The sequence below is a fragment of the Klebsiella sp. BIGb0132 genome, from assembly GCF_024810075.1.
GTDB classification, from domain to species: domain Bacteria; phylum Pseudomonadota; class Gammaproteobacteria; order Enterobacterales; family Enterobacteriaceae; genus Klebsiella; species Klebsiella terrigena.
The window spans coordinates 807,842-829,791 of record NZ_JANUDW010000001.1 but is presented as its reverse complement, the minus strand read 5'-3'; the positions used below and the strand labels follow the sequence as shown (position 1 = coordinate 829,791).

The 21,950-nt window shown below is 61.1% G+C and carries 20 protein-coding genes and 1 riboswitch; of the genes, 13 read left to right on the top strand and 7 right to left on the bottom strand.

Translation table 11 applies throughout. From position 1 onward, the window contains the following. Window positions 1–36: 36 nt before the first annotated feature. From M2416_RS03790 to M2416_RS03775, 4 genes are all read left to right on the top strand, one after another. The gene (locus M2416_RS03790) at window positions 37–762 is read left to right on the top strand and encodes a histidine utilization repressor (RefSeq protein ID WP_259222196.1); all 726 of its coding nucleotides are present in this window, start codon (window positions 37–39) and stop codon (window positions 760–762) included. Between the two features lie 142 nt (window positions 763–904). Then, a complete protein-coding gene (gene hutU, locus M2416_RS03785) occupies window positions 905–2,590 on the top strand; it encodes a urocanate hydratase (RefSeq protein ID WP_259222194.1) in 1,686 nt (561 codons plus the stop codon). 1 nt (window position 2,591) lies between these two features. Then, window positions 2,592–4,124 (top strand): histidine ammonia-lyase, encoded by a 1,533-nt coding sequence (hutH, locus tag M2416_RS03780; protein WP_143967529.1) that lies wholly within the window; start codon window positions 2,592–2,594, stop codon window positions 4,122–4,124. 100 nt (window positions 4,125–4,224) lie between these two features. Beyond that, complete coding sequence (locus tag M2416_RS03775; RefSeq protein WP_259222188.1) at window positions 4,225–5,613, top strand: amino acid permease; 1,389 nt, start codon at window positions 4,225–4,227, stop codon at window positions 5,611–5,613. 50 nt (window positions 5,614–5,663) lie between these two features. On the opposite strand, the gene M2416_RS03770 is transcribed toward M2416_RS03775, so the two are convergent. Both M2416_RS03770 and bioA read right to left on the bottom strand, forming a co-directional pair. Continuing rightward, window positions 5,664–6,140 carry a kinase inhibitor gene (locus M2416_RS03770; RefSeq protein WP_041144674.1) on the bottom strand — a complete coding sequence of 159 codons (477 nt, stop codon included), beginning with the start codon at window positions 6,138–6,140 and terminating at the stop codon, window positions 5,664–5,666. Window positions 6,141–6,209: 69 nt separating this feature from the next. Next, window positions 6,210–7,499 carry an adenosylmethionine--8-amino-7-oxononanoate transaminase gene (bioA, locus tag M2416_RS03765; protein ID WP_259222184.1) on the bottom strand — a complete coding sequence of 430 codons (1,290 nt, stop codon included), beginning with the start codon at window positions 7,497–7,499 and terminating at the stop codon, window positions 6,210–6,212. An 85-nt stretch (window positions 7,500–7,584) separates the two neighbouring features. Here bioA and bioB point away from each other — a divergent pair, with 85 nt between their 5' ends. The 4 genes from bioB to bioD are packed head-to-tail and all read left to right on the top strand — an operon-like array spanning window position 7,585 to window position 11,233. Further along, window positions 7,585–8,625, top strand: a complete 1,041-nt coding sequence (gene bioB / locus M2416_RS03760) for a biotin synthase BioB (protein WP_071844899.1) — start codon at window positions 7,585–7,587, stop codon at window positions 8,623–8,625. After that, on the top strand, window positions 8,622–9,779 hold the full coding sequence (gene bioF / locus M2416_RS03755; protein ID WP_076944985.1) for an 8-amino-7-oxononanoate synthase: 1,158 nt from the start codon (window positions 8,622–8,624) through the stop codon (window positions 9,777–9,779). The genes bioB and bioF overlap by 4 nt, the downstream gene beginning before the upstream one ends. Next, on the top strand, window positions 9,763–10,518 hold the full coding sequence (bioC, locus tag M2416_RS03750) for a malonyl-ACP O-methyltransferase BioC (protein ID WP_259222181.1): 756 nt from the start codon (window positions 9,763–9,765) through the stop codon (window positions 10,516–10,518). Before bioF ends, bioC begins: the two co-directional genes overlap by 17 nt. Continuing rightward, window positions 10,511–11,233 carry a dethiobiotin synthase gene (bioD, locus tag M2416_RS03745; protein WP_041144678.1) on the top strand — a complete coding sequence of 241 codons (723 nt, stop codon included), beginning with the start codon at window positions 10,511–10,513 and terminating at the stop codon, window positions 11,231–11,233. The genes bioC and bioD overlap by 8 nt, the downstream gene beginning before the upstream one ends. On the opposite strand, the gene M2416_RS03740 is transcribed toward bioD, so the two are convergent. Beyond that, entirely contained in the window at window positions 11,175–11,897 is a 723-nt protein-coding gene (locus tag M2416_RS03740; protein ID WP_041144679.1) for an ABC transporter ATP-binding protein, read from the bottom strand. The two genes, bioD and M2416_RS03740, sit on opposite strands and share 59 nt — an antisense overlap. 737 nt (window positions 11,898–12,634) lie before the next feature. On the opposite strand from M2416_RS03740, the gene uvrB reads away from it, so the two are divergent. Beyond that, a complete protein-coding gene (gene uvrB, locus M2416_RS03735) occupies window positions 12,635–14,650 on the top strand; it encodes an excinuclease ABC subunit UvrB (protein ID WP_041144680.1) in 2,016 nt (671 codons plus the stop codon). 269 nt (window positions 14,651–14,919) lie between these two features. Here the strand turns inward: uvrB and pmrB are convergent, their stop codons facing one another. The 4 genes from pmrB to yvcK all read right to left on the bottom strand — a co-directional run bounded on the left by pmrB (window position 14,920) and on the right by yvcK (window position 19,357). Then, window positions 14,920–16,017, bottom strand: a complete 1,098-nt coding sequence (gene pmrB / locus M2416_RS03730) for a two-component system sensor histidine kinase PmrB (RefSeq protein ID WP_076944989.1) — start codon at window positions 16,015–16,017, stop codon at window positions 14,920–14,922. A 4-nt stretch (window positions 16,018–16,021) separates the two neighbouring features. Next, entirely contained in the window at window positions 16,022–16,696 is a 675-nt protein-coding gene (gene pmrA / locus M2416_RS03725; RefSeq protein WP_045854540.1) for a two-component system response regulator PmrA, read from the bottom strand. After that, window positions 16,693–18,339: a phosphoethanolamine transferase EptA gene (gene eptA / locus M2416_RS03720; protein ID WP_259222175.1), complete on the bottom strand. Its 1,647-nt coding sequence runs from the start codon at window positions 18,337–18,339 to the stop codon at window positions 16,693–16,695. Before eptA ends, pmrA begins: the two co-directional genes overlap by 4 nt. A gap of 112 nt (window positions 18,340–18,451) precedes the next feature. Then, the gene (gene yvcK / locus M2416_RS03715; RefSeq protein WP_259222174.1) at window positions 18,452–19,357 is read right to left on the bottom strand and encodes a uridine diphosphate-N-acetylglucosamine-binding protein YvcK; all 906 of its coding nucleotides are present in this window, start codon (window positions 19,355–19,357) and stop codon (window positions 18,452–18,454) included. 209 nt (window positions 19,358–19,566) lie between these two features. Further along, window positions 19,567–19,705: riboswitch (molybdenum cofactor riboswitch) on the top strand. Between yvcK and moaA the strand changes: the two genes are divergently transcribed. From moaA to moaD, 4 genes are all read left to right on the top strand, one after another. Next, window positions 19,693–20,682, top strand: a complete 990-nt coding sequence (moaA, locus tag M2416_RS03710) for a GTP 3',8-cyclase MoaA (protein ID WP_076944993.1) — start codon at window positions 19,693–19,695, stop codon at window positions 20,680–20,682. Its footprint overlaps the riboswitch before it by 13 nt. A 22-nt stretch (window positions 20,683–20,704) precedes the next feature. After that, on the top strand, window positions 20,705–21,217 hold the full coding sequence (gene moaB, locus M2416_RS03705) for a molybdenum cofactor biosynthesis protein B (protein ID WP_076944994.1): 513 nt from the start codon (window positions 20,705–20,707) through the stop codon (window positions 21,215–21,217). A 3-nt stretch (window positions 21,218–21,220) separates the two neighbouring features. Beyond that, entirely contained in the window at window positions 21,221–21,709 is a 489-nt protein-coding gene (moaC, locus tag M2416_RS03700) for a cyclic pyranopterin monophosphate synthase MoaC (protein WP_041144687.1), read from the top strand. Beyond that, a complete protein-coding gene (gene moaD / locus M2416_RS03695; RefSeq protein ID WP_076945475.1) occupies window positions 21,702–21,950 on the top strand; it encodes a molybdopterin synthase sulfur carrier subunit in 249 nt (82 codons plus the stop codon). Before moaC ends, moaD begins: the two co-directional genes overlap by 8 nt.

Here is a 21,950-nt window from a genome sequence, read left to right as displayed (position 1 = left end):
GTTTCGCCGCCCATTGAGAATAAGGAAAGCCAGGCTATGTTTTCACAGCAATCTCGCTCCGCGCCGGCACCGTTCTATGAAAAGGTGAAGCAGGCGATCAGCGAAAAGATCCAAAGCGGCGTCTGGCGCCCGCACGATCGCATCCCTTCGGAAGCGGAGCTGGTGGCGCAGTTTGGTTTTAGCCGTATGACCATCAACCGGGCGCTTCGCGAGCTCACCGACGAAGGCCTGCTGGTGCGCCTGCAGGGCGTGGGGACCTTCGTGGCGGAGCCGAAGGGGCAGTCGGCGCTGTTTGAAGTCCGCAGCATCGCCGATGAAATCGTCTCCCGCCACCACCTGCACCGCTGTGAGGTGCTGCTGCTGGAAGAGACCCAGGCCGACCTTATTCAGGCGGCGGCGCTCAACGTCGCCGAAGGCACGCGGATATTTCACTCCCTGATGGTGCATTTCGAAAACGACGTGCCGGTACAAATTGAGGACCGCTGCGTCAACGCCACCGTGGTGCCGGACTATTTGCGCCAGGACTACACCGCCACCACGCCGCACGACTACCTGTCGCTGATAGCCCCGCTAACCGAGGGGGAGCATATTGTCGAAGCGGTGCAGGCGAGCGCGAAGGAGTGCGAGCTGCTGCACATTCATGCCCAGGATCCCTGCCTGATGATTCGTCGCCGCACCTGGTCGACGACGCATATTGTTTCCCACGCCCGCCTGCTGTTTCCCGGCAGCCGCTATCGCCTGCAGGGACGCTTCGGCTCCTGATCCTCAGCGCGTCGGCAAAAGCGTGATTGCTGACGCAATATAACAAAATTGTATCATTTCTGTTAAATCCTGGCTTGCGTAGAGTTGTATAGACAAGTATATGTATCTACGTAAACAACGTTAATAGTCAGGAGAAACCCCGATGTCGCAAAGCAAATACCGCCAGCTGGACGTCCGTGCACCGCGAGGCACGACGCTGAGTGCGAAGAGCTGGCTGACCGAAGCGCCGCTGCGTATGTTAATGAATAACCTCGATCCGGACGTCGCCGAAAACCCGCATGAGCTGGTGGTTTACGGCGGCATTGGACGCGCGGCGCGTAACTGGGAATGCTATGACGCTATCGTGAAGGCGCTGAAAAACCTGGAAAACGATGAGACCCTTTTGGTGCAGTCCGGCAAGCCGGTAGGCGTATTTAAAACCCATGAAAATTCACCCCGCGTGCTGATCGCCAACTCTAACCTGGTCCCGCACTGGGCGACCTGGGAGCACTTCAACGAACTCGACGCCAAAGGCCTGGCCATGTACGGCCAGATGACCGCCGGAAGCTGGATTTATATCGGCAGCCAGGGCATCGTGCAGGGCACCTACGAAACCTTCGTCGAAGCCGGCCGCCAGCACTACGAGGGCAGCCTGAAAGGCCGCTGGGTACTCACCGCCGGCCTGGGCGGAATGGGCGGCGCGCAGCCGCTGGCCGCGACCCTGGCGGGCGCCTGCTCGCTGAACATTGAGTGCCAGCAGAGCCGTATCGATTTCCGCCTGCGTACCCGCTACGTTGACGAGCAGGCGACGTCGCTGGATGACGCCCTGGCCCGCATCAAGAAATATACCGCTGAAGGCCGCGCCGTCTCTATCGCGCTGTGCGGCAACGCCGCCGACATCGTGCCGGAAATGGTAAAACGCGGCGTGCGCCCGGACATGGTCACCGACCAGACCAGCGCCCACGACCCGCTGCACGGCTATCTGCCGAAAGGCTGGAGCTGGGAAGAGTATCAGGAAAAAGCGGTCTCCGACCCGCAGGGCACCATTCAGGCCGCCAAACGCTCGATGGCCGACCACGTTCAGGCCATGCTGGCCTTCCATGAGATGGGCATTCCGACCTTCGACTACGGCAATAACATTCGCCAGATGGCTCAGGAAATGGGCGTCGCCAAGGCCTTCGACTTCCCGGGCTTCGTGCCCGCCTATATTCGCCCGCTGTTCTGCCGCGGTATCGGCCCGTTCCGCTGGGTGGCGCTCTCCGGCGACCCGCAGGATATTTATAAGACCGATGCCAAAGTGAAAGAGATTGTCAAAGACGACAAGCATCTGCACCACTGGCTGGATATGGCGCGCGAGCGCATCAGCTTCCAGGGCCTGCCGGCGCGTATCTGCTGGGTTGGCCTCGAGTGGCGCCAGAAGCTGGGCCTGGCCTTTAACGAAATGGTCCGCAGCGGCGAAGTCTCCGCGCCGATCGTTATCGGTCGCGACCACCTGGATTCCGGATCGGTGGCCAGCCCGAACCGCGAAACCGAATCGATGCGCGATGGCTCCGACGCGGTGTCCGACTGGCCGCTGCTTAACGCCCTGCTGAATACGGCCAGCGGCGCGACCTGGGTCTCTCTGCACCACGGCGGCGGCGTTGGCATGGGCTTCTCTCAGCACTCCGGAATGGTTATCGTCTGCGACGGAACCGACGAAGCGGCCGCGCGAATCGCTCGCGTTCTGCATAACGACCCGGCAACCGGCGTGATGCGTCACGCGGATGCGGGCTATGAGATTGCGATTGAATGCTCAGCGGAACAAGGACTGAATCTTCCTATGGTGTCAGCAACGCAGGGGCAACGCTGAAATGAAAACTTTAACTCTTATTCCCGGCCAACTGAGCCTGACGCAGCTGCGCGATATCTATAGCCACCCGCTGAACGTCGTGCTCGACGAGCGCGCCTTTGCGGCGATTGATGAGAGCGTGGCCTGCGTCAACGCGATCCTCGCGGAAGGGCGCACCGCTTACGGCATCAACACCGGTTTTGGCCTGCTGGCGCAAACCCGCATCTCGACCGAAGATCTTGAAAACCTGCAGCGCTCGCTGGTGCTCTCCCACGCCGCCGGTATCGGCGAGCCGCTGGATGAGGCGATGGCGCGCCTGATCATGGTGCTGAAGATTAACAGCCTCTCCCGCGGCTTTTCCGGCATTCGTCTGAGCGTGATCCAGGCGCTGGCGGAGCTGGTGAACAAAGGCGTTACGCCGTGGATCCCGGCGAAAGGCTCGGTGGGAGCATCCGGCGATCTGGCGCCGCTGGCGCATATGTCGCTGACGCTGCTGGGAGAAGGGAAAGCCCGCTGGCAGGGTGAGTGGATGCCGGCCGCGCAGGCGCTGGAAAAAGCCGGCCTCAGGCCGATTACCCTGGCGGCGAAAGAGGGGCTGGCGCTGCTTAACGGCACCCAGGCTTCGACGGCGTTCGCGCTGCGCGGCCTGTTTGAAGCCGAAGACCTGTTTACCTCCGCGGTGGTGTGCGGCGCGCTAACCACCGAAGCGGCGCTGGGCTCGCGTCGTCCGTTTGACTCGCGTATCCACGAGGCTCGCGGCCAGCGCGGGCAGATTGACGCCGCCGCGCTCTACCGCCACGTGCTGACCGACGACAGCGCGATTTCTCAGTCGCACCACGGCTGCACCAAGGTGCAGGACCCGTACTCTCTGCGCTGTCAGCCGCAGGTGATGGGCGCCTGCCTGACGCAGATCCGTCAGGCGGCGGAAGTGCTGTTGGTTGAGGCCAACGCGGTCTCCGACAACCCGCTGGTGTTTGCCAGCGAGAATGAGGTGATTTCCGGCGGCAACTTCCACGCCGAGCCGGTGGCGATGGCGGCGGACAACATCGCCCTGGCGATTGCCGAAATCGGCTCGCTCTCCGAGCGCCGCATCGCGCTGATGATGGACAGCCATATGTCGCAGCTGCCGCCGTTCCTCGTGAAAAACGGCGGCGTCAACTCCGGCTTTATGATTGCCCAGGTCACCGCGGCGGCGTTAGCCAGCGAAAACAAAGCGCTTTCCCACCCGCATAGCGTTGATAGCCTGCCGACCTCCGCGAACCAGGAGGATCACGTTTCGATGGCCCCGGCCGCCGGTCGTCGCCTGTGGGCGATGGCGGAAAACACCCGCGGCGTGCTGGCCGTCGAGTGGCTGGCCTCCGTTCAGGGGCTGGATATGCGCGAGGGTCTTACCAGCAGCCCGCTGCTGGAAAAGGCGCGTCATCTGCTGCGCGAGCGCGTATCGCACTACACCGAAGACCGCTTCTTCGCGCCGGATATTGAAAACGCTATTGAGCTTTTGGCCGCGCGTCACCTGACGCGACTGCTGCCTGCCGTACTGCCCGATCACAACTAACCATTCGCTGTTCTCTGTACCCGCGTCGGGGGGATGCCTTCCCCCCGACCGTCCTACACGCATATTTGTCGTCGTATAAAAATTATCAGGACACTTGCATATGCAACAACAATCGCAACAAAAGCCACATCTGCTGCGCGGGCTGAACGCTCGCCATATTCGCTTTATCGCGCTCGGTTCCGCCATCGGCACCGGGCTGTTCTACGGGTCGGCCGCCGCCATCAAGGCCGCCGGTCCGGCGGTGCTGCTGGCCTATCTTATCGGCGGCGCGGCGGTCTTTATCGTGATGCGTGCGCTGGGGGAAATGGCGGTGCGCAACCCCGTTTCCGGATCCTTCGGCAGCTATGCGCGCCAGTATCTCGGCCCGCTGGCCGGGTTTATCACCGGCTGGACCTACACCTTCGAAATGGTCATTGTGGCCCTCGCCGACGTGACCGCGTTTGGGATCTATATGGGACTGTGGTATCCCGACGTCCCGCGCTGGATCTGGGTGCTGAGCATTATCTTTTTCATCGGCGCGATGAACCTGTGCCACGTGCGAATTTTTGGCGAGATGGAGTTTTGGCTCTCGCTGATTAAAGTGGTGGCCATAATTGCGATGATCGCGGCGGGCGGCGCCATCATCTTCTTTGGCTTTGGCAACGCCTTTCCGGCGACGGGGCTGGAGAATCTGTGGAGCCACGGCGGCTTTGCGCCGAACGGCTGGCAGGGGATTATCGCTTCGCTGGGGATTGTGATGTTTGCCTTCGGCGGGGTCGAAATCATTGGCGTCACCGCCGCAGAGGCGCAGGACCCGAAAAAGGTGATCCCGCAGGCAATCAATACCATCCCGCTGCGCATCGTGCTGTTCTACGTCTGCACGCTGGCGATCCTGATGGCTATTTTCCCGTGGAACAGCTTTGGCGAGCAGGGCAGCCCGTTTGTACTGATCTTCAGCGGCCTGGGCATTCCGGCGGCGGCGACAATCCTCAATATTATCGTCATTAGCGCCAGCATTTCGGCCATCAACAGCGATATATTTGGCGCGGGCCGCATGATGTACGGCATGGCGAAAGAGGGCATGGCGCCGAAAAGCTTCCAGCGCATCGCCAGCAACGGCGTGCCGTGGATGACGGTGGTGGTGATGGGCGTGGCGCTGCTGGCGGCGGTGGTGCTGAACTACCTGATGCCGGAGCAGATCTTCGTGCTCATCGCCTCGCTGGCGGCGTTTGCCACGGTGTGGGTCTGGCTGATGATCCTGCTGGCCCACTTTGCGATGCGCCGCGGCCTGTCGGCGGAGGAGCGGCGCAATATCGAGTTCCCGGTGCCGTTCTGGCCGGTGGCGCCGCTGCTGACCCTGCTGTTTATGGGGCTGGTGATTGCGGTGCTGGGAATGGTGGAAGAGACGCGCATTGCGCTGATCGCCGGCCTGGTCTGGCTGGGTCTGCTGACGGTGGTGTGGTATGCGCGAGTGCGCAAAAACGCGGTTGTCGCGGTGACGGAGCAGTAATCAGATAGGCCCGGACCAGGCGTGAGCGCTGGCCCGGGGAAGCGCCGAGTTTAGCTAAACAGGGCGGTTATTGAGGCGCTGCCGAGGCTGTGGAAATGGACGTTAAAACCGACCATCGCGCCGCTTGCGCCTTCATCGACCTCAATTTTATCAACGTCCAGCGCGTGCACCGTAAAGATGTAGCGATGACTTTCACCCTTCGGCGGCGCCGCGCCGCCGTAGCCCGTCTGACCGAAATCGGTGCGGGTCTGAACCGCCTCTTCGGGCAGCGGCGCCAGGCCGGAACCGGCGCCCTGGGGCAGCACGCGCGTATCGGCAGGGAGGTTCGCCACAATCCAGTGCCACCAGCCGGAGCCGGTCGGCGCGTCGGGATCGTAGCAGGTCACCACAAAGCTTTTGCAGCCCGCCGGCACATCATCCCACGTCAGATGCGGTGAAATATTGTCCCCCGCGTAGCCCATACCGTTGAATACATGACGGTTGGGCAGCTTCTCGCCATCCTGCAAATCATGACTGATGAGTTTCATCGTCTCTCCTCAAGTTAATCGCCTGATTGGCAAAGAAGTGTAGCGCGCAGGGCGCGGCATTACCGTCTCTTAATCGCTAAAAAATGTTTCTTCCAGCACCGCGGCGTTAACCGCCCGGGTCAGGCGCGTCAGCTGTTCGGCGCTAATGATATACGGCGGCATCAGGTAGATAAGCTTGCCGAACGGGCGCACCCATACGCCTTGCTCCACGAAGAAGCGCTGCAGGGCGGCCATGTTCACCGGACGGCGGGTTTCTACCACGCCAATCGCGCCGAGCACGCGCACGTCGGCCACCAGCCCGGAGTCGCGCGCCGGCGCCAGCTCGGCCTTCAGCTGCGCTTCGATGGCGGCAACCTGGGTCTGCCACTCGCCGCTTGCCAGCAGGTTCAGGCTCTCTGCGGCCACCGCGCAGGCCAGCGGGTTGCCCATAAAGGTCGGGCCGTGCATAAAGCAGCCGGCCTCGCCGTTGCTGATGGTCTCCGCGACCGTGCGGGTGGTCAGCGTCGCGGAGAGCGTCATGGTTCCGCCGGTCAGCGCTTTGCCGAGGCACAGTATATCCGATGCGATGCCCGCATGTTCGCAGGCAAACAGCTTACCGGTACGGCCAAAGCCGGTGGCAATCTCATCGGCAATCAGCAGGATACCTTCGCGATCGCACATCTTACGGATGCGCCTTAACCACTCCGGATGGTACATCCGCATTCCGCCGGCGCCCTGCACGATGGGTTCGAGGATCACCGCGGCAATTTCATGGCGATGGGCGGCCATCAGGCGGGCAAAGGGAACCATGTCGAGCTCGTCCCACTCGCCGTCAAAGCGGCTTTGCGGCGCCGGCGCGAACAGGTTGTCCGGCAGATAGCCCTGCCACAGGCTGTGCATGGAGTTGTCCGGATCGCACACCGACATCGCGCCGAAGGTGTCGCCGTGATAGCCGTTGCGGAAGGTGAGAAAACGCCGGCGCGGTTCGCCCTTTGCCTGCCAGTACTGCAGAGCCATTTTCATCGCCACTTCGACCGCCACGGAACCGGAGTCGGCAAGGAACACGCACTCCAGCGAGGGCGGCGTCATCGCCACCAGCTGGCGGCAGAGCGCAACCGCCGAGGGGTGGGTGATGCCGCCAAACATCACGTGCGACATCTGGTCGATCTGCGCTTTCATCGCCGCATTCAGCCGCGGATGGTTGTAGCCGTGGATCGCCGCCCACCATGACGACATGCCGTCAATCAGCCGTTCGCCGCCGGCCAGTGAAAGCTCGCAGCCGTGGGCGGATTCCACCGGGTAAACCGGCAGGGGAGAGGTCATGGAAGTGTAGGGGTGCCAGATGTGGCGCCGATCGAAGGCGAGATCGTCCATTGTCATAAGCGACTTGTAAACCATTTTGAAAACATTTAGGTTTACGAGTATAAACCGAACCGACAGTTAACAAAACCCTTTGGAGAAGCCAATGGCTCACCACGCACGCTGGACAATGTCGCAAGTCACCGAGTTATTTAATAAACCACTGCTGGATCTGCTGTTCGAAGCCCAGCAGATCCATCGCCAGCACTTTGACCCGCGCCAGGTGCAGGTCAGCACGCTGCTGTCGATTAAGACCGGCGCCTGCCCGGAAGACTGTAAATACTGCCCGCAGAGCGCGCGCTATAAAACCGGCCTTGAGTCCGAGCGTCTGATGGAGGTTGAACAGGTGCTGGAGTCGGCGCGGCAGGCCAAAAATGCCGGTTCGACCCGTTTCTGCATGGGCGCGGCGTGGAAGAATCCGAATGACCGCGATATGCCCTATCTTGAGCAGATGGTCAAAGGGGTGAAGGCGATGGGGCTGGAGTCCTGTATGACCCTCGGCACCCTGACCGATAGCCAGGCGCAGCGCCTTGCCGGTGCCGGTCTCGACTACTACAACCACAACCTCGATACCTCTCCGGAGTTCTACGGCAATATCATTACCACCCGCACCTACCAGGAGCGCCTCGATACCCTCGGCAAGGTGCGCGGGGCGGGCATTAAGGTGTGCTCCGGCGGCATCGTCGGGCTGGGCGAAACGGAAAAAGATCGCGCCGGACTGCTGCTGCAGCTGGCCAACCTGCCGACGCCGCCGGAAAGCGTGCCCATCAACATGCTGGTGAAGGTGAAGGGCACGCCGCTGGCTGAAAACGATGACGTCGACGCGTTTGACTTTATCCGCACCATTGCGGTGGCGCGCATCATGATGCCAACCTCCTACGTGCGCCTCTCCGCCGGCCGCGAGCAGATGAACGAACAGACCCAGGCGATGTGCTTTATGGCCGGGGCCAACTCCATTTTCTACGGCTGCAAGCTGCTGACGACGCCGAACCCGGAAGAGGATAAGGACCTGCAGCTGTTCCGCAAGCTGGGGCTTAACCCGCAGCAGACGGCGGTGCTGGAAGGCGATAACGAGCAGCAGCAGCGTCTGGAGCAGGCGCTAAACAACCCCGATACCGAGGAATATTACAACGCGGCGGCGCTATGAGCTGGCAGCAACGCATCGAGCAGGCGCTGAGCGAACGGCGGCAGGCGGATGCTTTCCGCTCTCGCCAGCCGGTGGCGCAGGGTGCCGGGCGTTGGCTGACTCATGAGGGGCAGCGCTGGCTCAACTTTTCCAGCAACGATTATCTGGGCCTGAGCCAGCATCCGCAGATCGTTGCCGCCTGGCAGCAGGGCGCCGAGCGCTACGGCGTCGGCAGCGGCGGCTCGGGCCACGTTAGCGGCTACAGCGACGCGCATCGTCAGCTGGAGGAGGCGCTGGCCGACTGGCTGGGCTATCCGCGCGCGCTGCTGTTTATCTCCGGTTTTGCCGCTAACCAGGCGCTGATTGCCGCCCTGCTCGGCAAGGACGATCGCGCGGTAGCGGACCGTCTGAGCCACGCTTCGCTGCTGGAAGCGGCCAGCTTCAGCCCGGCGCAGCTGCGGCGCTTTCAGCACAACGACGTTCAGCAGCTGAAAGCGCTGCTGGAGAAACCGCTGGCGGGCCAGCAGCTGACGATCACCGAAGGCGTCTTCAGCATGGACGGCGATAGCGCGCCCCTCGGCCCCATTCAGCAGATCACCGCCGAAGCCGGCGGCTGGCTGCTGGTCGATGATGCCCACGGCATTGGCGTGCTGGGCGACGAGGGGAGGGGCAGCTGCGACGCGCAAAACGTTCACCCTGAGCTGCTGGTGGTGACCTTCGGCAAGGCCTTTGGCGTCAGCGGTGCGGCGGTACTGTGCAGCGAGGCGCTGGCGGATTATCTGCTGCAGTTTGCCCGCCATCTGATTTACAGCACCGCCATGCCGCCGGCCCAGGCCGTTGCGCTCAGCGCCGCGCTGCGCGCGATTCGCGGCGATGAGGGCCAGCGGCGGCGAGAGGCGCTGGCCTGCCGGATTGCCCAGTTCAGGGACGGTATGCGCGACTATCCTGGGCAGCTTACCGAATCGACCAGCGCCATTCAGCCGCTGATCGTTGGAGACAATGCGCGGGCTCTGCGCCTGGCAGCGCGCCTGCGCGAGCAGGGCTGCTGGGCGACGGCGATCCGCCCGCCGACGGTGCCGGTCGGCAGCGCCCGGCTGCGGCTGACCCTGAGCGCGGCCCATGAATCGGCGGATATTGAGCGTCTGCTGGAGGTCCTGCATGACGGCGGTGAATAAACGCGCGGTGGCCGCCGCCTTCGGCCGGGCGGCGAGCCGCTATACGCAGCACGATGAGCTGCAGCGGCGCAGCGCCGGGCTGCTGCTGCGCCAGCTTGGCGGCCGGCGCTTTGCCGAGGTTCTGGACGCGGGCTGTGGCCCAGGCAGCATGAGCCGCTACTGGCGCGAGGCGGGCAGCCGCGTCACCGCGCTGGATATCTCCGTTGATATGCTGGCGGAGGCCCGGCGCCAGCAGGTCGCGCACGGCTACGTCGAGGGCGATATTGAATCCCTGCCGCTGCCGGCGGTCTGCGTGGACCTGGCGTGGAGTAATCTGGCGGTGCAGTGGTGCGACGACCTCGGCGCCGCGCTGGCTGAGCTGTATCGGGTGGTGCGTCCCGGCGGACGGGTGGCCTTCACCACTCTGTTGGCCGGTTCGCTCCCCGAGCTCAACCAGGCCTGGGCGACGATTGACCGGCATCCGCACGCCAATCGTTTCCTCAGCGAGCAGGCGGTACGCAGCGTGATGAGCGGCTGGCGGGGCGAGGCGCAGGTGCATGCCGTGACGCTGCCGTTCCCCGACGCCCTGTGCGCAATGCGTTCGCTAAAGGGGATCGGCGCCACCCATTTACACCAGGGACGCAGCGCGGCACCGCTGAGTCGCACAAAGCTGCAGCAGCTTCAGCTGGCGTGGCCGAAACGGCACGGGCAGTGCCCGCTGACCTACCATCTTTTTACAGGAGTAATTGAACGTGATTGAGCGTTATTTCGTCACCGGAACCGATACTGAAGTCGGCAAAACGGTGAGCAGCTGCGCCCTGCTGCAGGCGGCAAACCTGCGGGGTCGGAACAGCGCCGGCTATAAGCCGGTGGCCTCCGGCAGCGAGTACACGGCGCAGGGCCTGCGCAACGACGACGCCCTGGCCCTGCAGCGCAACAGCCGCGTGGCGCTGAGCTACGAGCAGGTTAACCCGTTAACCTTCGCTGAACCCACTTCGCCGCATATTATCAGCGCCGATGAGGGGCGCCCCATTACCGCCGCCGCGCTCTCCGCCGGGCTGCGCGAGCTGGAGCCGCTGGCCGACTGGCTGCTGGTGGAAGGGGCTGGGGGCTGGTTTACGCCGCTGTCTGAAACCCTGAGCTTTGCCGACTGGGTGCAGGAAGAGCGGCTGCCGGTGATTCTGGTGGTAGGAATAAAGCTGGGCTGCATTAATCATGCCCTGCTGACGGCGCAGGCGGTGCGCCAGGCAGGGCTGCCGCTGGTGGGCTGGATTGCCAACGACGTCCAGCCGCCGGGGAAGCGGCATAGCGAATACCTCGCGACCCTCAAACGGCTGCTGCCCGCGCCCATGCTGGGCGAGATCCCGTGGCTGGAGGAGGCATCCCGGCGGGAAGACCTCGGCCAGTACCTCGATCTTAGCGCGCTGGATCGGGCGTCATCCACTGCGCCAGCAGCGGCTCATCCAGCTGTATAACGTCGCCCTGCGCCACGCTGCGCCCGCGGTGTAGCAGGCAGAAGCGGTCGGCCACCCGGCGAATGAACGGCAGGTGCTGCTCGGCGAGCAGCACCGTTAAACCGATATCCCGATTCAGGCGCACCAGCAGATCCCCCAGCTTATGCATAAAGTGCTGCCCGCTCCCGCGCGATGGCTCATCGAGTATCAACAGGCGCGGTCGGACGATCAGCGCCCTCGCCAGCGCCAGCTGGTACCTGTCGTCTTCCGAGAGCGCGGCGCCTTTGCTCTGGCGCAGGGCGTAGAGCTGCGGAAAGAGATCGTAAATCTCGCTATTCACCACGGCGCCGGGCGTGCCTCCGGCCGCCAGCGCAATATGCAGATTCTCCTCTACGCTGAGCTGCGAAAAGATGCGCCGGTCCTGCGGCACGTAGCCGATGCCGATGACGCTGCGTGAATGGGCGGAGAGCGGCATCAGGTCGCAGGGCGGCGCGCCGCGCTCCTGCCAGGTGATGCTGCCGCTGGCGACCGGGAGGTTCCCGGTAATGCAGTTGACCAGCGTGGTTTTCCCCATTCCCTGACTTCCCATCACGCAGGTACACTCTCCTGACCTGAGCTCAAGATCGACGTTCCACAGCGTGTGCTGGCTTCCATAGTACTGATTGACGGCGCGTAGACTCAACATAGACGTTTTCTCCTTTTTGACGACGGCGAGCGAGACAAACATTCTGCAAATCTCTTGCCAGGAAAAAGAAGTGACGGCATTTTTCCGCCAGCGCAGGTCGCGGCGGCCACCGCCGGCAGGGAACAGCGAAGCGGCTGCACTTTCCCGGTGCTAAACGGCGTGAAACGTGGTGCAGAAAGCAGCAAAAAGGCGGGCGTCCTTAGCTGATAAATATCAAAAATAATTCAATAATATTTTTTAGCCGCGTGATTTTTGCCAGCGGGCAATTTTGGCCGGGTGGCGGAGGTCATGGCCTGCAGCGAGTTATCCACTATTCCTGTGGATAACCTTGTGTATTAGAGTTAGAGAACTTGCGGTAAGCTAGAGATTACGCGGCCTGCGGCTGAATTGGCGCGAAACCCATCTTTTATTAAATTTTATTTAATATCAATTGGTTGTATAAAATCAATGGCTGTAAGGAAAGTGTCACCTGCTGCCATAAAAGATTCATCGCCTTGCTTGACAAATGTTAAATGACAAAATTTTCTGGGGATAACCTTACACAGTGGCGGATTATTCCGCATGGCGCGCTTTTTTTGCCCAAATGCGGCCGCCCGGGGCAAGGTCTACAGGGCAAACAGTAATATGATACTGGTTTTATATCCAGTATTATTTATTGGCAAAAGCGCTGGCGACGGGTAGAATTAAACACCTGCCGTTTCGCGCCGGGCGCTTCATCCTCCTTCAGGGTCAGACATATGAGTAAAACGTTCACGCTGCATTCCGCTTTCCGTCCCTCTGGCGATCAGCCAGAAGCCATTCGTCGCCTCGAAGAGGGGCTGGAAGATGGCCTGGCGCACCAAACGCTGCTGGGGGTAACCGGGTCGGGTAAAACCTTCACCATCGCTAACGTCATTGCCGATCTGCAGCGTCCAACGATGGTCCTCGCGCCCAACAAGACCCTGGCGGCGCAGCTGTATGGCGAAATGAAGGAGTTTTTCCCGGAGAATGCCGTCGAGTATTTCGTCTCCTACTACGACTACTACCAGCCTGAAGCCTACGTGCCGAGCTCGGACACCTTCATCGAGAAGGACGCCTCGGTCAACGAACATATTGAACAGATGCGCCTGTCGGCAACCAAGGCGCTGCTGGAGCGCCGCGACGTCATCGTGGTGGCCTCGGTCTCGGCGATTTATGGCCTCGGCGATCCTGATCTGTACCTGAAGATGATGCTGCACCTGACCACCGGCATGCTGATTGACCAGCGGGCCATTCTGCGCCGCCTCGCGGAGCTGCAGTACACCCGTAACGATCAGGCTTTCCAGCGCGGGACCTTCCGCGTTCGCGGGGAGGTCATTGACGTCTTCCCGGCGGAGTCAGACGATATTGCCCTGCGTATTGAGCTGTTTGATGAAGAAGTTGAGCGCCTGTCGCTCTTTGACCCGCTGACCGGGCAGGTTGAGTCGTCCATCCCGCGCTATACCATCTACCCGAAAACGCACTACGTTACCCCGCGCGAGCGAATCGTTCAGGCGATGGAAGAGATAAAAGTCGAGCTGGCGGAGCGGCGTAAAGTGCTGCTGGAAAACAACAAGCTGCTGGAAGAGCAGCGCCTGAGCCAGCGTACCCAGTTCGACCTCGAAATGATGAACGAGCTGGGCTACTGCTCGGGGATTGAAAACTACTCGCGCTATCTTTCCGGGCGCGGGCCGGGCGAGCCGCCGCCGACCCTGTTCGACTACCTGCCGGCGGATGGCCTGCTGGTTATCGATGAGTCCCACGTGACCATTCCGCAAATCGGCGGGATGTACCGCGGCGACCGGGCGCGTAAAGAGACGCTGGTGGAGTACGGTTTCCGCCTGCCGTCGGCGCTGGATAACCGCCCGATGAAGTTTGAAGAGTTTGAGGCACTGGCGCCGCAGACCATCTACGTTTCGGCGACGCCCGGCGCCTACGAGCTGGATAAATCCGGCGATGAGGTGGTCGATCAGGTGGTCCGACCGACCGGCCTGCTTGACCCGGTTATCGAAGTGCGCCCGGTGGGGACCCAGGTCGACGATCTGCTGTCGGAGATTCGCCTGCGCGCCGCCATCAACGAGCGCGTGCTGGTGACGACCCTGACCAAGCGGATGGCCGAAGACCTCACCGAGTACCTCGAGGAGCACGGCGAGCGCGTGCGCTATCTGCATTCGGATATCGACACCGTCGAGCGTATGGAGATCATCCGCGATCTGCGCCTCGGCGAGTTTGACGTGCTGGTCGGCATCAACCTGCTGCGTGAAGGGCTGGATATGCCGGAGGTCTCGCTGGTGGCAATCCTTGATGCCGACAAAGAGGGCTTTCTGCGCTCCGAGCGCTCGCTGATCCAGACCATCGGCCGTGCGGCGCGTAACATCAACGGTAAGGCGATTCTCTATGGCGACAGGATCACCGCCTCGATGGCGAAGGCCATCAGCGAAACCGAACGCCGTCGCGAGAAGCAGCAGCGCTATAACGAAGAGCACGGCATCACCCCGCAGGGCCTGAATAAGAAGGTGGTCGATATCCTGGCGCTGGGCAGCGGCCTGGCGAAGACCAAGGCCAAGGGGCGCGGCAAGTCGCGTTCACCGGTCGAGGCGGATACGCCGGTGCTGACGCCAAAAGCGCTGCAGCAGCGAATTCACGAGCTGGAAGGGCAGATGATGCAGCATGCGCAGAACCTGGAGTTCGAAGAGGCGGCCCAGATCCGCGACCAGCTGCATAAGCTGCGGGATCTGTTTATCGCCGCGTCGTAGGCCGTCGCGCCGGGCGTCTATGCTGTGGCCAGACCGGGCTCTGACCGGGCGCAGCGGTGGCGATCGACGGGCAGCGCCTGCGGATGCGAGGGCTGCCTGGCGCCAAACTGGCAAATAAAATAGCCCGGCTGGGCCGGCTCTTAATATCCACTTAATCTTGTTCGGGGACACTATCTTCATTCTAATGAGGATAGCACCATGCAAAAACTACACTTTCGCCAATATCTGGCCATTACCTGCGCCTTTATTATCGTCGTTGCCTTCTTCCATCAGTGGGTGCTGACCTTCTGACGCGACGGCCTCGGGAAAAGCACCCAGGCGCGAACGCCGGGGCCCGGCTGGCGGTTATGCAAAAAGAACTGGGTATCGTGCAGCTGGGCGATACGGGTGACGATGCTTAATCCCAGACCAATGCCGCCGTAGCGGCTGTCCATGCGGACAAACGCTTTGCTCAGCTCGCCGCTTTTCGCTTCATCAATTCCCGGCCCTTCATCCTCCACCGCCAGAATCGGCGTTGCCCCCGCCTGAATCGAGACGCGGATCGTTGAGTCCGTCGGGCTATAGCGGTGCGCATTCTCCACCAGATTGCGCAGCACCACGCGCAGCAGCGTGGCGTCGCCGGACACCATCACCTCCTCGTCCGCACCGGCTATCTCAAGCTTTTGCCGGCGCGGCGCCAGCATCGCTTCCAGCTCCTCCTCGAGCGGCTCAACGACATCCTCCATCAGCTGCACCTGCTGGTAGCTACCGGCGGAAAACGACTGCCCTACGCGGGCCAGCTGCAGGAGCTGTGAGATGCTGTTGGTCATCTGATCGAGGCGCTGAATAAGCGGATCGACCCCAACCCCGTGCACTTTGGCCAGCAGCTCGAGGTGCAGGCGCAGCCCGGCCAGCGGCGTGCGCAGCTCGTGGGCCACGTCGGCGGTAAACAGGCGTTCGCGGTCGAGCGTCAGGTTGAGGCGCGATACCAGCTGATTCAGCGCGGTGGTTACGGCGGTCACTTCCGGCACCGACTCGCTGAGCTCGATAGGCTGGAGGTTATCCGGGGTGCGGTTCTCCAGTTCGCTCTGCAGGCGAGAGAGCGGGCGGGTTATCTTTTTCACCGCCAGCAGGCTGATATAGAGCGCGAGGCCGATAATCAGCAGGCTTGGGATCAGCAGGCTGGCGACCGCTTCCCGCACCTCGTGCTCAACGTGCTTCTGGTTGTTGTGCCCCTCGATGGCGCTGGCCACCAGCAGCTGAATCTGCTCCTTGCTTTCATGCCACAGCCAGAACACGCTGATAATCTGGCAGACCGCCAGAATCGTGCCGATGGTCAGCAGCAGGCGAAAGCGCATGGTCCATTTTTCGGTGGCTAACAGCGGCATCTCTTTATGACTCCGATTCGGTATTGTTCACCAGCATATAGCCAAAGCCCCTGACGGTACGGATCCGCGCTTTACCGACCTTATCGCGCAGGTTGTGGATATGGACCTCGAGGGTATTGGTCGCCGGCTCGTTATCCCAGCTGTAGATATCGTTGTAGAGAATTTCCCGATGTACCGGACTGCCCGCCTTCATCATCAGGCGCGACAGCAGGGAGTACTCTTTTGGCGTCAGCTCCAGCGAATCCCCGCCCAGCCACACCTGACGGCGGGTGATATTGAGGCGCAGGTTGCCGACCACCATTTCGCTGTCGCCCTGGTTATTGTGGCGGCGGAGCAGCGCGCGGATGCGGGCGTTAAGCTCCTCCAGCGCAAAGGGCTTCACCAGATAGTCGTCGGCGCCGGTATCGAGACCGTCGATGCGGTCTTCGACGGTATCGCGGGCGGTAAGGATCAGCACCGGCTGGCTGAATTTCTCCCGCCGCATCCGCGCGAGGAAGTGCAGGCCGTCCTCATCCGGCAGCCCGAGGTCGAGGACCACCAGGCTGTAGTGGTTGCTGGCCAGCGACAGCGCGGCCTCATGCGCGCTGGCGACGCCGTCGCAGGCGTATCCTTCGCTCTGCATGGCCAGAATTAATCCCTGTAACAGGAGCGCGTCGTCTTCAATGACTAAGATTTTCATCTGCCGGCCTCGCTTATGCATGGCGTTAAAATATCGTCTGACGGCCGGTATTCGCGGGTATTGACCCCGAGCAGGCCGAGCAGGGTGGAGAACAAGTTATCCTGCGAATAGGGCGCCGTTTTTGCCTTTTGCTGCAGGCACCGGCTGGAGACGCCGTAGCGCTGCTGGTAATCCTGCGACAGCCACATCAGCATCGGAACGTGCTTTTGCGTATCCGGCGCGATGGACCACGGCAGCCCGTGCAGATACACGCCATCTTCCCCCAGCGACTCGCCGTGGTCGGAAAGATAGACCAGGCTGGTGGTAAATTTATCCTGCTTTGACTGCAGCAGCTTGATGGCCTTATCCACCACGTAATCGACGTACAAAATGGTGTTGTCGTAGGTGTTGGTCAGCTGCTGCTGCGTGCAGCCCTGAATTTCGTTGGTATCGCAGGTTGGGGTGAATTTTTTGAATTCAGCCGGGTAGCGATTGTAGTACGTCGGGCCGTGGCTGCCGATAGTGTGCAGAACGATAATGCCGTCCTGTTGCAAACCGTCGATGTAGCTTTCCAGATTATGGAATAAGACCTCATCGTAGCACTCGCCGTCGATGCACTGGCCCGTCAGTTTGAGATCGGTGACGTTCTGATGCGGAACGCGATCGCAGGCGCCTTTACAGCCGCCGTCGTTGTCGTTCCACAATACCTGAATACCGGCGCGCTGCAGAATGTCCAGCACGCCCTCCTGGTGATGCGCCAGCTCTTCATCATAGTGCTCGCGCGGCATGTTGGAGAACATGCACGGCACGGAAACGGCGGTGGCGGTACCGCAGGAGGTGGTGTCGGGAAAATAGATAACGTTATCCTGCTGCAGGCGCGGGTTGGTTTCGCGGGGGTAGCCGCCGAGGGAGAAATTTTGCGCCCGCGAGGTCTCACCCAGCACCAGAATGGTCAGGTTTTTTCGCGGCCCGTCGCGCATTTGCGGCTTCTGCTGCGCATCTTCGCCAATTTTGACCAGCGGCAGATTGTCCATCTTATTGTGTGCATACCACGAATTGATCGCCACGATGCTGTTTGACGGGCTCAGCGACTTCACCAGCTCTTTATTATTGCGGAACACCGAGGCGTAATCTTTATAAAACAGGGCGGCAATCAGCATGATAAGGAGAGCCGACAGCGCCACGTTGAGCAGCCGCACGGCGACGCCGCGGGCGAAGGTTTTCGGCTTACGCACCTTAATCCACCAGGCCGCCAGTACCGCCAGCACGCCGGAAAGCCCGAGCGTCAGCACCATGCTGCCCGACATCAGGGCGAAGCTCTCCGCCGGCGTGGTATCCAGAATGTTGGCGATCATCGCCCGGTCGATAATGACCCCGAAGGTCCAGATAAAATACTGCGCCGAGGCGCTAAGCAGAATAAACAGGGTGATAACGACCCGGTCGAGCTTCAGAAAAGAGGCCAGGGTAGTGAGGATATTCATCACGCTGAAGGCGACCAGCGGCATGCTGAGGAACACCAGCCAGCTATGCAGGTTATTGACCGGCAGCAGGGTGAAGACCTGGTGGTAGAAGGCGATATTGAGGAATAGCCCGACGTAGGCGGCAAAGAGAATCAGGTAAACCGTGCGGCTCACTACCGGTCGACGCAGTGGAAATAACGACATAGCAAAAGTCCTGGTGAAAACATGCTCGCTATGCTGCCACGTCTATTTTAAGACAACCTTAAGATTTTAATGTGGGGAGTCGATGCTCCCCACGCTATGCAGCCATTCGGAATTAGCCGGGTATCTGAATCGCTTTTTCCAGCGCGTTGCGCAGCAGCAGGCGATCGTGGCGATAGGGCACGTCGCTGGCATCCAGCGGCGTCTGGATGACCATCCGGTCTTCAAGGCCGCGGATATCGGCCTTTGGTCCGACGACCACGGCATCAATCACCCGCTTGCCCACGTGGTGCTCCATAATCGCGATGCGGTCCGCCAGCGTCAGGGTGGCGGCCGGGCTGTGCTCTTTGCCGAGGTTGTCGATAAAAACCATCGGTGCCGGCGTGCGGCGCAGCGCCTGCGCCATATCGTCGAGCAGCAAAATAGGCAGCAGGCTGGTGTAGAAGCTGCCGGGGCCGATCAGAATGAGATCGGCTTCGGCGATCGCCGCAACCGCTTCGCGGGTAGCGGGAACCGGCGGCGTCAGCATCAGCTCGCGCGGCACGCGGGGAAGCTGGTCGATATTGACTTCGCCATAAACTTCGTGGCCTTCGTCGTCAATCGCCATCAGGTCCACCGGTTGTTCGGACATCGGTATCAGAAATACGTCAACTTTTAGCAGGTTTCTGATTAAATTAATCGCCTCTAAGGGCCTGACGCTGAGGTGATCGAGGGCCTTTAACATCAGATTTCCGAGGTTATGCCCGGAAAGTTCGCCGTTACCGGCAAAACGGTACTCAAACATGGCGGATGCCACGCTGGGTTCGGCGATCAGCTGGTTAATACAGTTGCGCATATCCCCCCAGGCAATGCCGCCTTCGGCACGGCGAATACGCCCCGTCGATCCGCCGTTATCGGTGGTGGTGACGATGCCGGTCAGGCGCGATCCGAGCGATGAGAGTGACGACATCACCCGGCCCAAACCATGCCCTCCGCCAAGAGCCACTACCCGATCGAGGTCGGCGAAAGTCCGATTGCGCATACTAATTCCTTATCTCAAATGAACGGGCTCACAGTAACCGATCTACCCCTAAAAGACGATGCTCCGATCCTGACAAACTGACCGACATCAATGCAAAACCCTGAATTTTGGCTATTCTGTTACGAAAATGCACGATCGTAGCGATATATACATAATTATATAGCGAAATCGAAAATGGCGAAACGGTCGTTTCCGCGCTACTATCGGCATAAACCAGTTAACACTCTAGCCTCTGTGCCTGTGTCGCAAGATATGGTGCTTTGGCCGTGACAGCTCAGCTTGTCACCAGGGCGTGGGAAGAAATGACCGCGTCTCCCGTACTTGGAAAGGTGTATATGGCCTCACAGCTTACCGATGCATTTGCGCGTAAGTTTTACTACTTGCGCCTGTCGATTACCGACGTGTGTAACTTTCGTTGCACCTACTGTCTCCCGGACGGCTACAAGCCCGGCTCGGTGACCAATAAAGGCTTTCTCAGCGTAGATGAAGTGCGCCGCGTGACGCGCGCGTTTTCCGCCCTCGGCACCGAAAAGGTGCGCCTGACCGGCGGTGAACCCTCGCTGCGCCGCGATTTCGCCGACGTTATCGCCGCCGTACGTGAAAACAGCGCCATTCGGCAGATTGCGGTCACCACCAACGGCTATCGCCTGGCGCGGGACGTCGAACGCTGGCGCGACGCCGGGCTGACGGCCATCAACGTCAGCGTGGACAGCCTCGACGCCCGCCAGTTTCACGCCATCACCGGGCAGGATAAATTTCAGCAGGTGATGGACGGCATCGATGCCGCCTTCGCCGCCGGCTTTGAGAAAGTGAAGGTCAACACCGTGCTGATGCGCGATGTGAACCACCACCAGCTCGACACCTTCCTCGCCTGGATCCAGCCGCGCCGTATTCAGCTGCGCTTTATTGAACTGATGGAAACCGGAGAGGGCAGCGACCTGTTTCGCCGGCACCATATCTCCGGCATGGTGCTGCGCGACGAGCTGCTCAGACGCGGCTGGATCCACCAGATCAGCCAGCGCAGCGACGGCCCGGCTCAGGTCTTCTGTCATCCGGACTACGCCGGAGAGATCGGCCTGATCATGCCCTATGAAAAAGACTTCTGCGCCACCTGCAACCGCCTGCGCGTCTCCTCCGTGGGCAAGCTGCATCTGTGCCTGTTCGGCGACGGCGGCGTAGATCTACGCGATCTGCTGGCCGAGGACTGCCAGCAGGCGGTGCTGGAAGCGCGCATCTCCGAAGCATTAACCCATAAAAAACAAACCCATTTCCTGCATCAGGGCAACACCGGTATTACGCAAAACCTGTCGTATATTGGCGGATAATTGATTCTAAAGGAGCGAACAGATGAGTCAGGCCAGCGCTGAGTTTATCCCGACCCGTATTGCTATTCTCACCGTTTCCAGCCGCCGTGGCGAAGAGGACGATACCTCTGGCCACTGGCTGCGCGACGCGGCGCAGGAAGCGGGGCATGCGGTTATGGATAAGGCGATTGTGAAAGAGAACCGCTACGCCATTCGCGCCCGGGTTTCGGCGTGGATTGCCAGCGACGACGTTCAGGTGGTGCTCATTACCGGCGGGACCGGCTTTACCGAAGGCGATCAGGCTCCGGAAGCGCTGCTGCCGCTGTTTGATCGGGAAGTTGAAGGCTTTGGCGAGGTGTTCCGCATGCTCTCTTTTGAAGAGATCGGCACCTCGACGCTGCAGTCCCGCGCCGTTGCCGGCGTGGCCAACGGCACGCTTATTTTCGCGATGCCCGGTTCGACCAAAGCCTGCCGCACCGCGTGGGAAAATATCATTGCGCCCCAGCTCGATGCCCGCACCCGCCCGTGTAACTTTATCCCTCATTTGAAGAAATAATTTATGTCACAACTGACCCATATTAACGCCGCCGGCGAGGCGCACATGGTCGACGTCTCGGCGAAGGCCGAAACGGTTCGCGAGGCGCGGGCTGAAGTATTTGTCGACATGCAGGCGACCACGCTGGCGATGATTATCGACGGCAGCCACCACAAGGGTGACGTTTTCGCCACCGCCCGCATTGCCGGGATCCAGGCGGCGAAGCGGACGTGGGAGCTGATCCCGCTGTGCCATCCGCTGATGCTAAGTAAAGTGGAGGTTAACCTGCAGGCGCAGCCTGAACATAGCCGGGTGCGGATCGAATCCCTCTGTCGGCTGACCGGGAAAACCGGCGTGGAGATGGAGGCGCTGACCGCGGCCTCCGTGGCGGCGCTGACGATTTACGATATGTGCAAAGCCGTGCAAAAAGATATGACGATCGGCCCGCTGCGCCTGCTGGCGAAAAGCGGCGGTAAATCCGGCGACTTTAAGGCGGACGATGCTCATGATTAAGGTTCTGTTTTTTGCCCAGGTGCGCGAGCTGGTGGGCACCGATGCGTTAACCCTCGACGCGAGCGAGGCCGCGACGGTGGAGGCGGTTCGCCGTCAGCTCATTGCCCGCGGCGACCGCTGGGCGCTGGCGCTGGAAGAGGGCAAGCTGCTGGCGGCGGTGAACCAGACGCTGACCAGTTTTGATCATCCGGTCACCGCCGGCGACGAAGTGGCGTTTTTCCCGCCGGTTACGGGAGGCTGA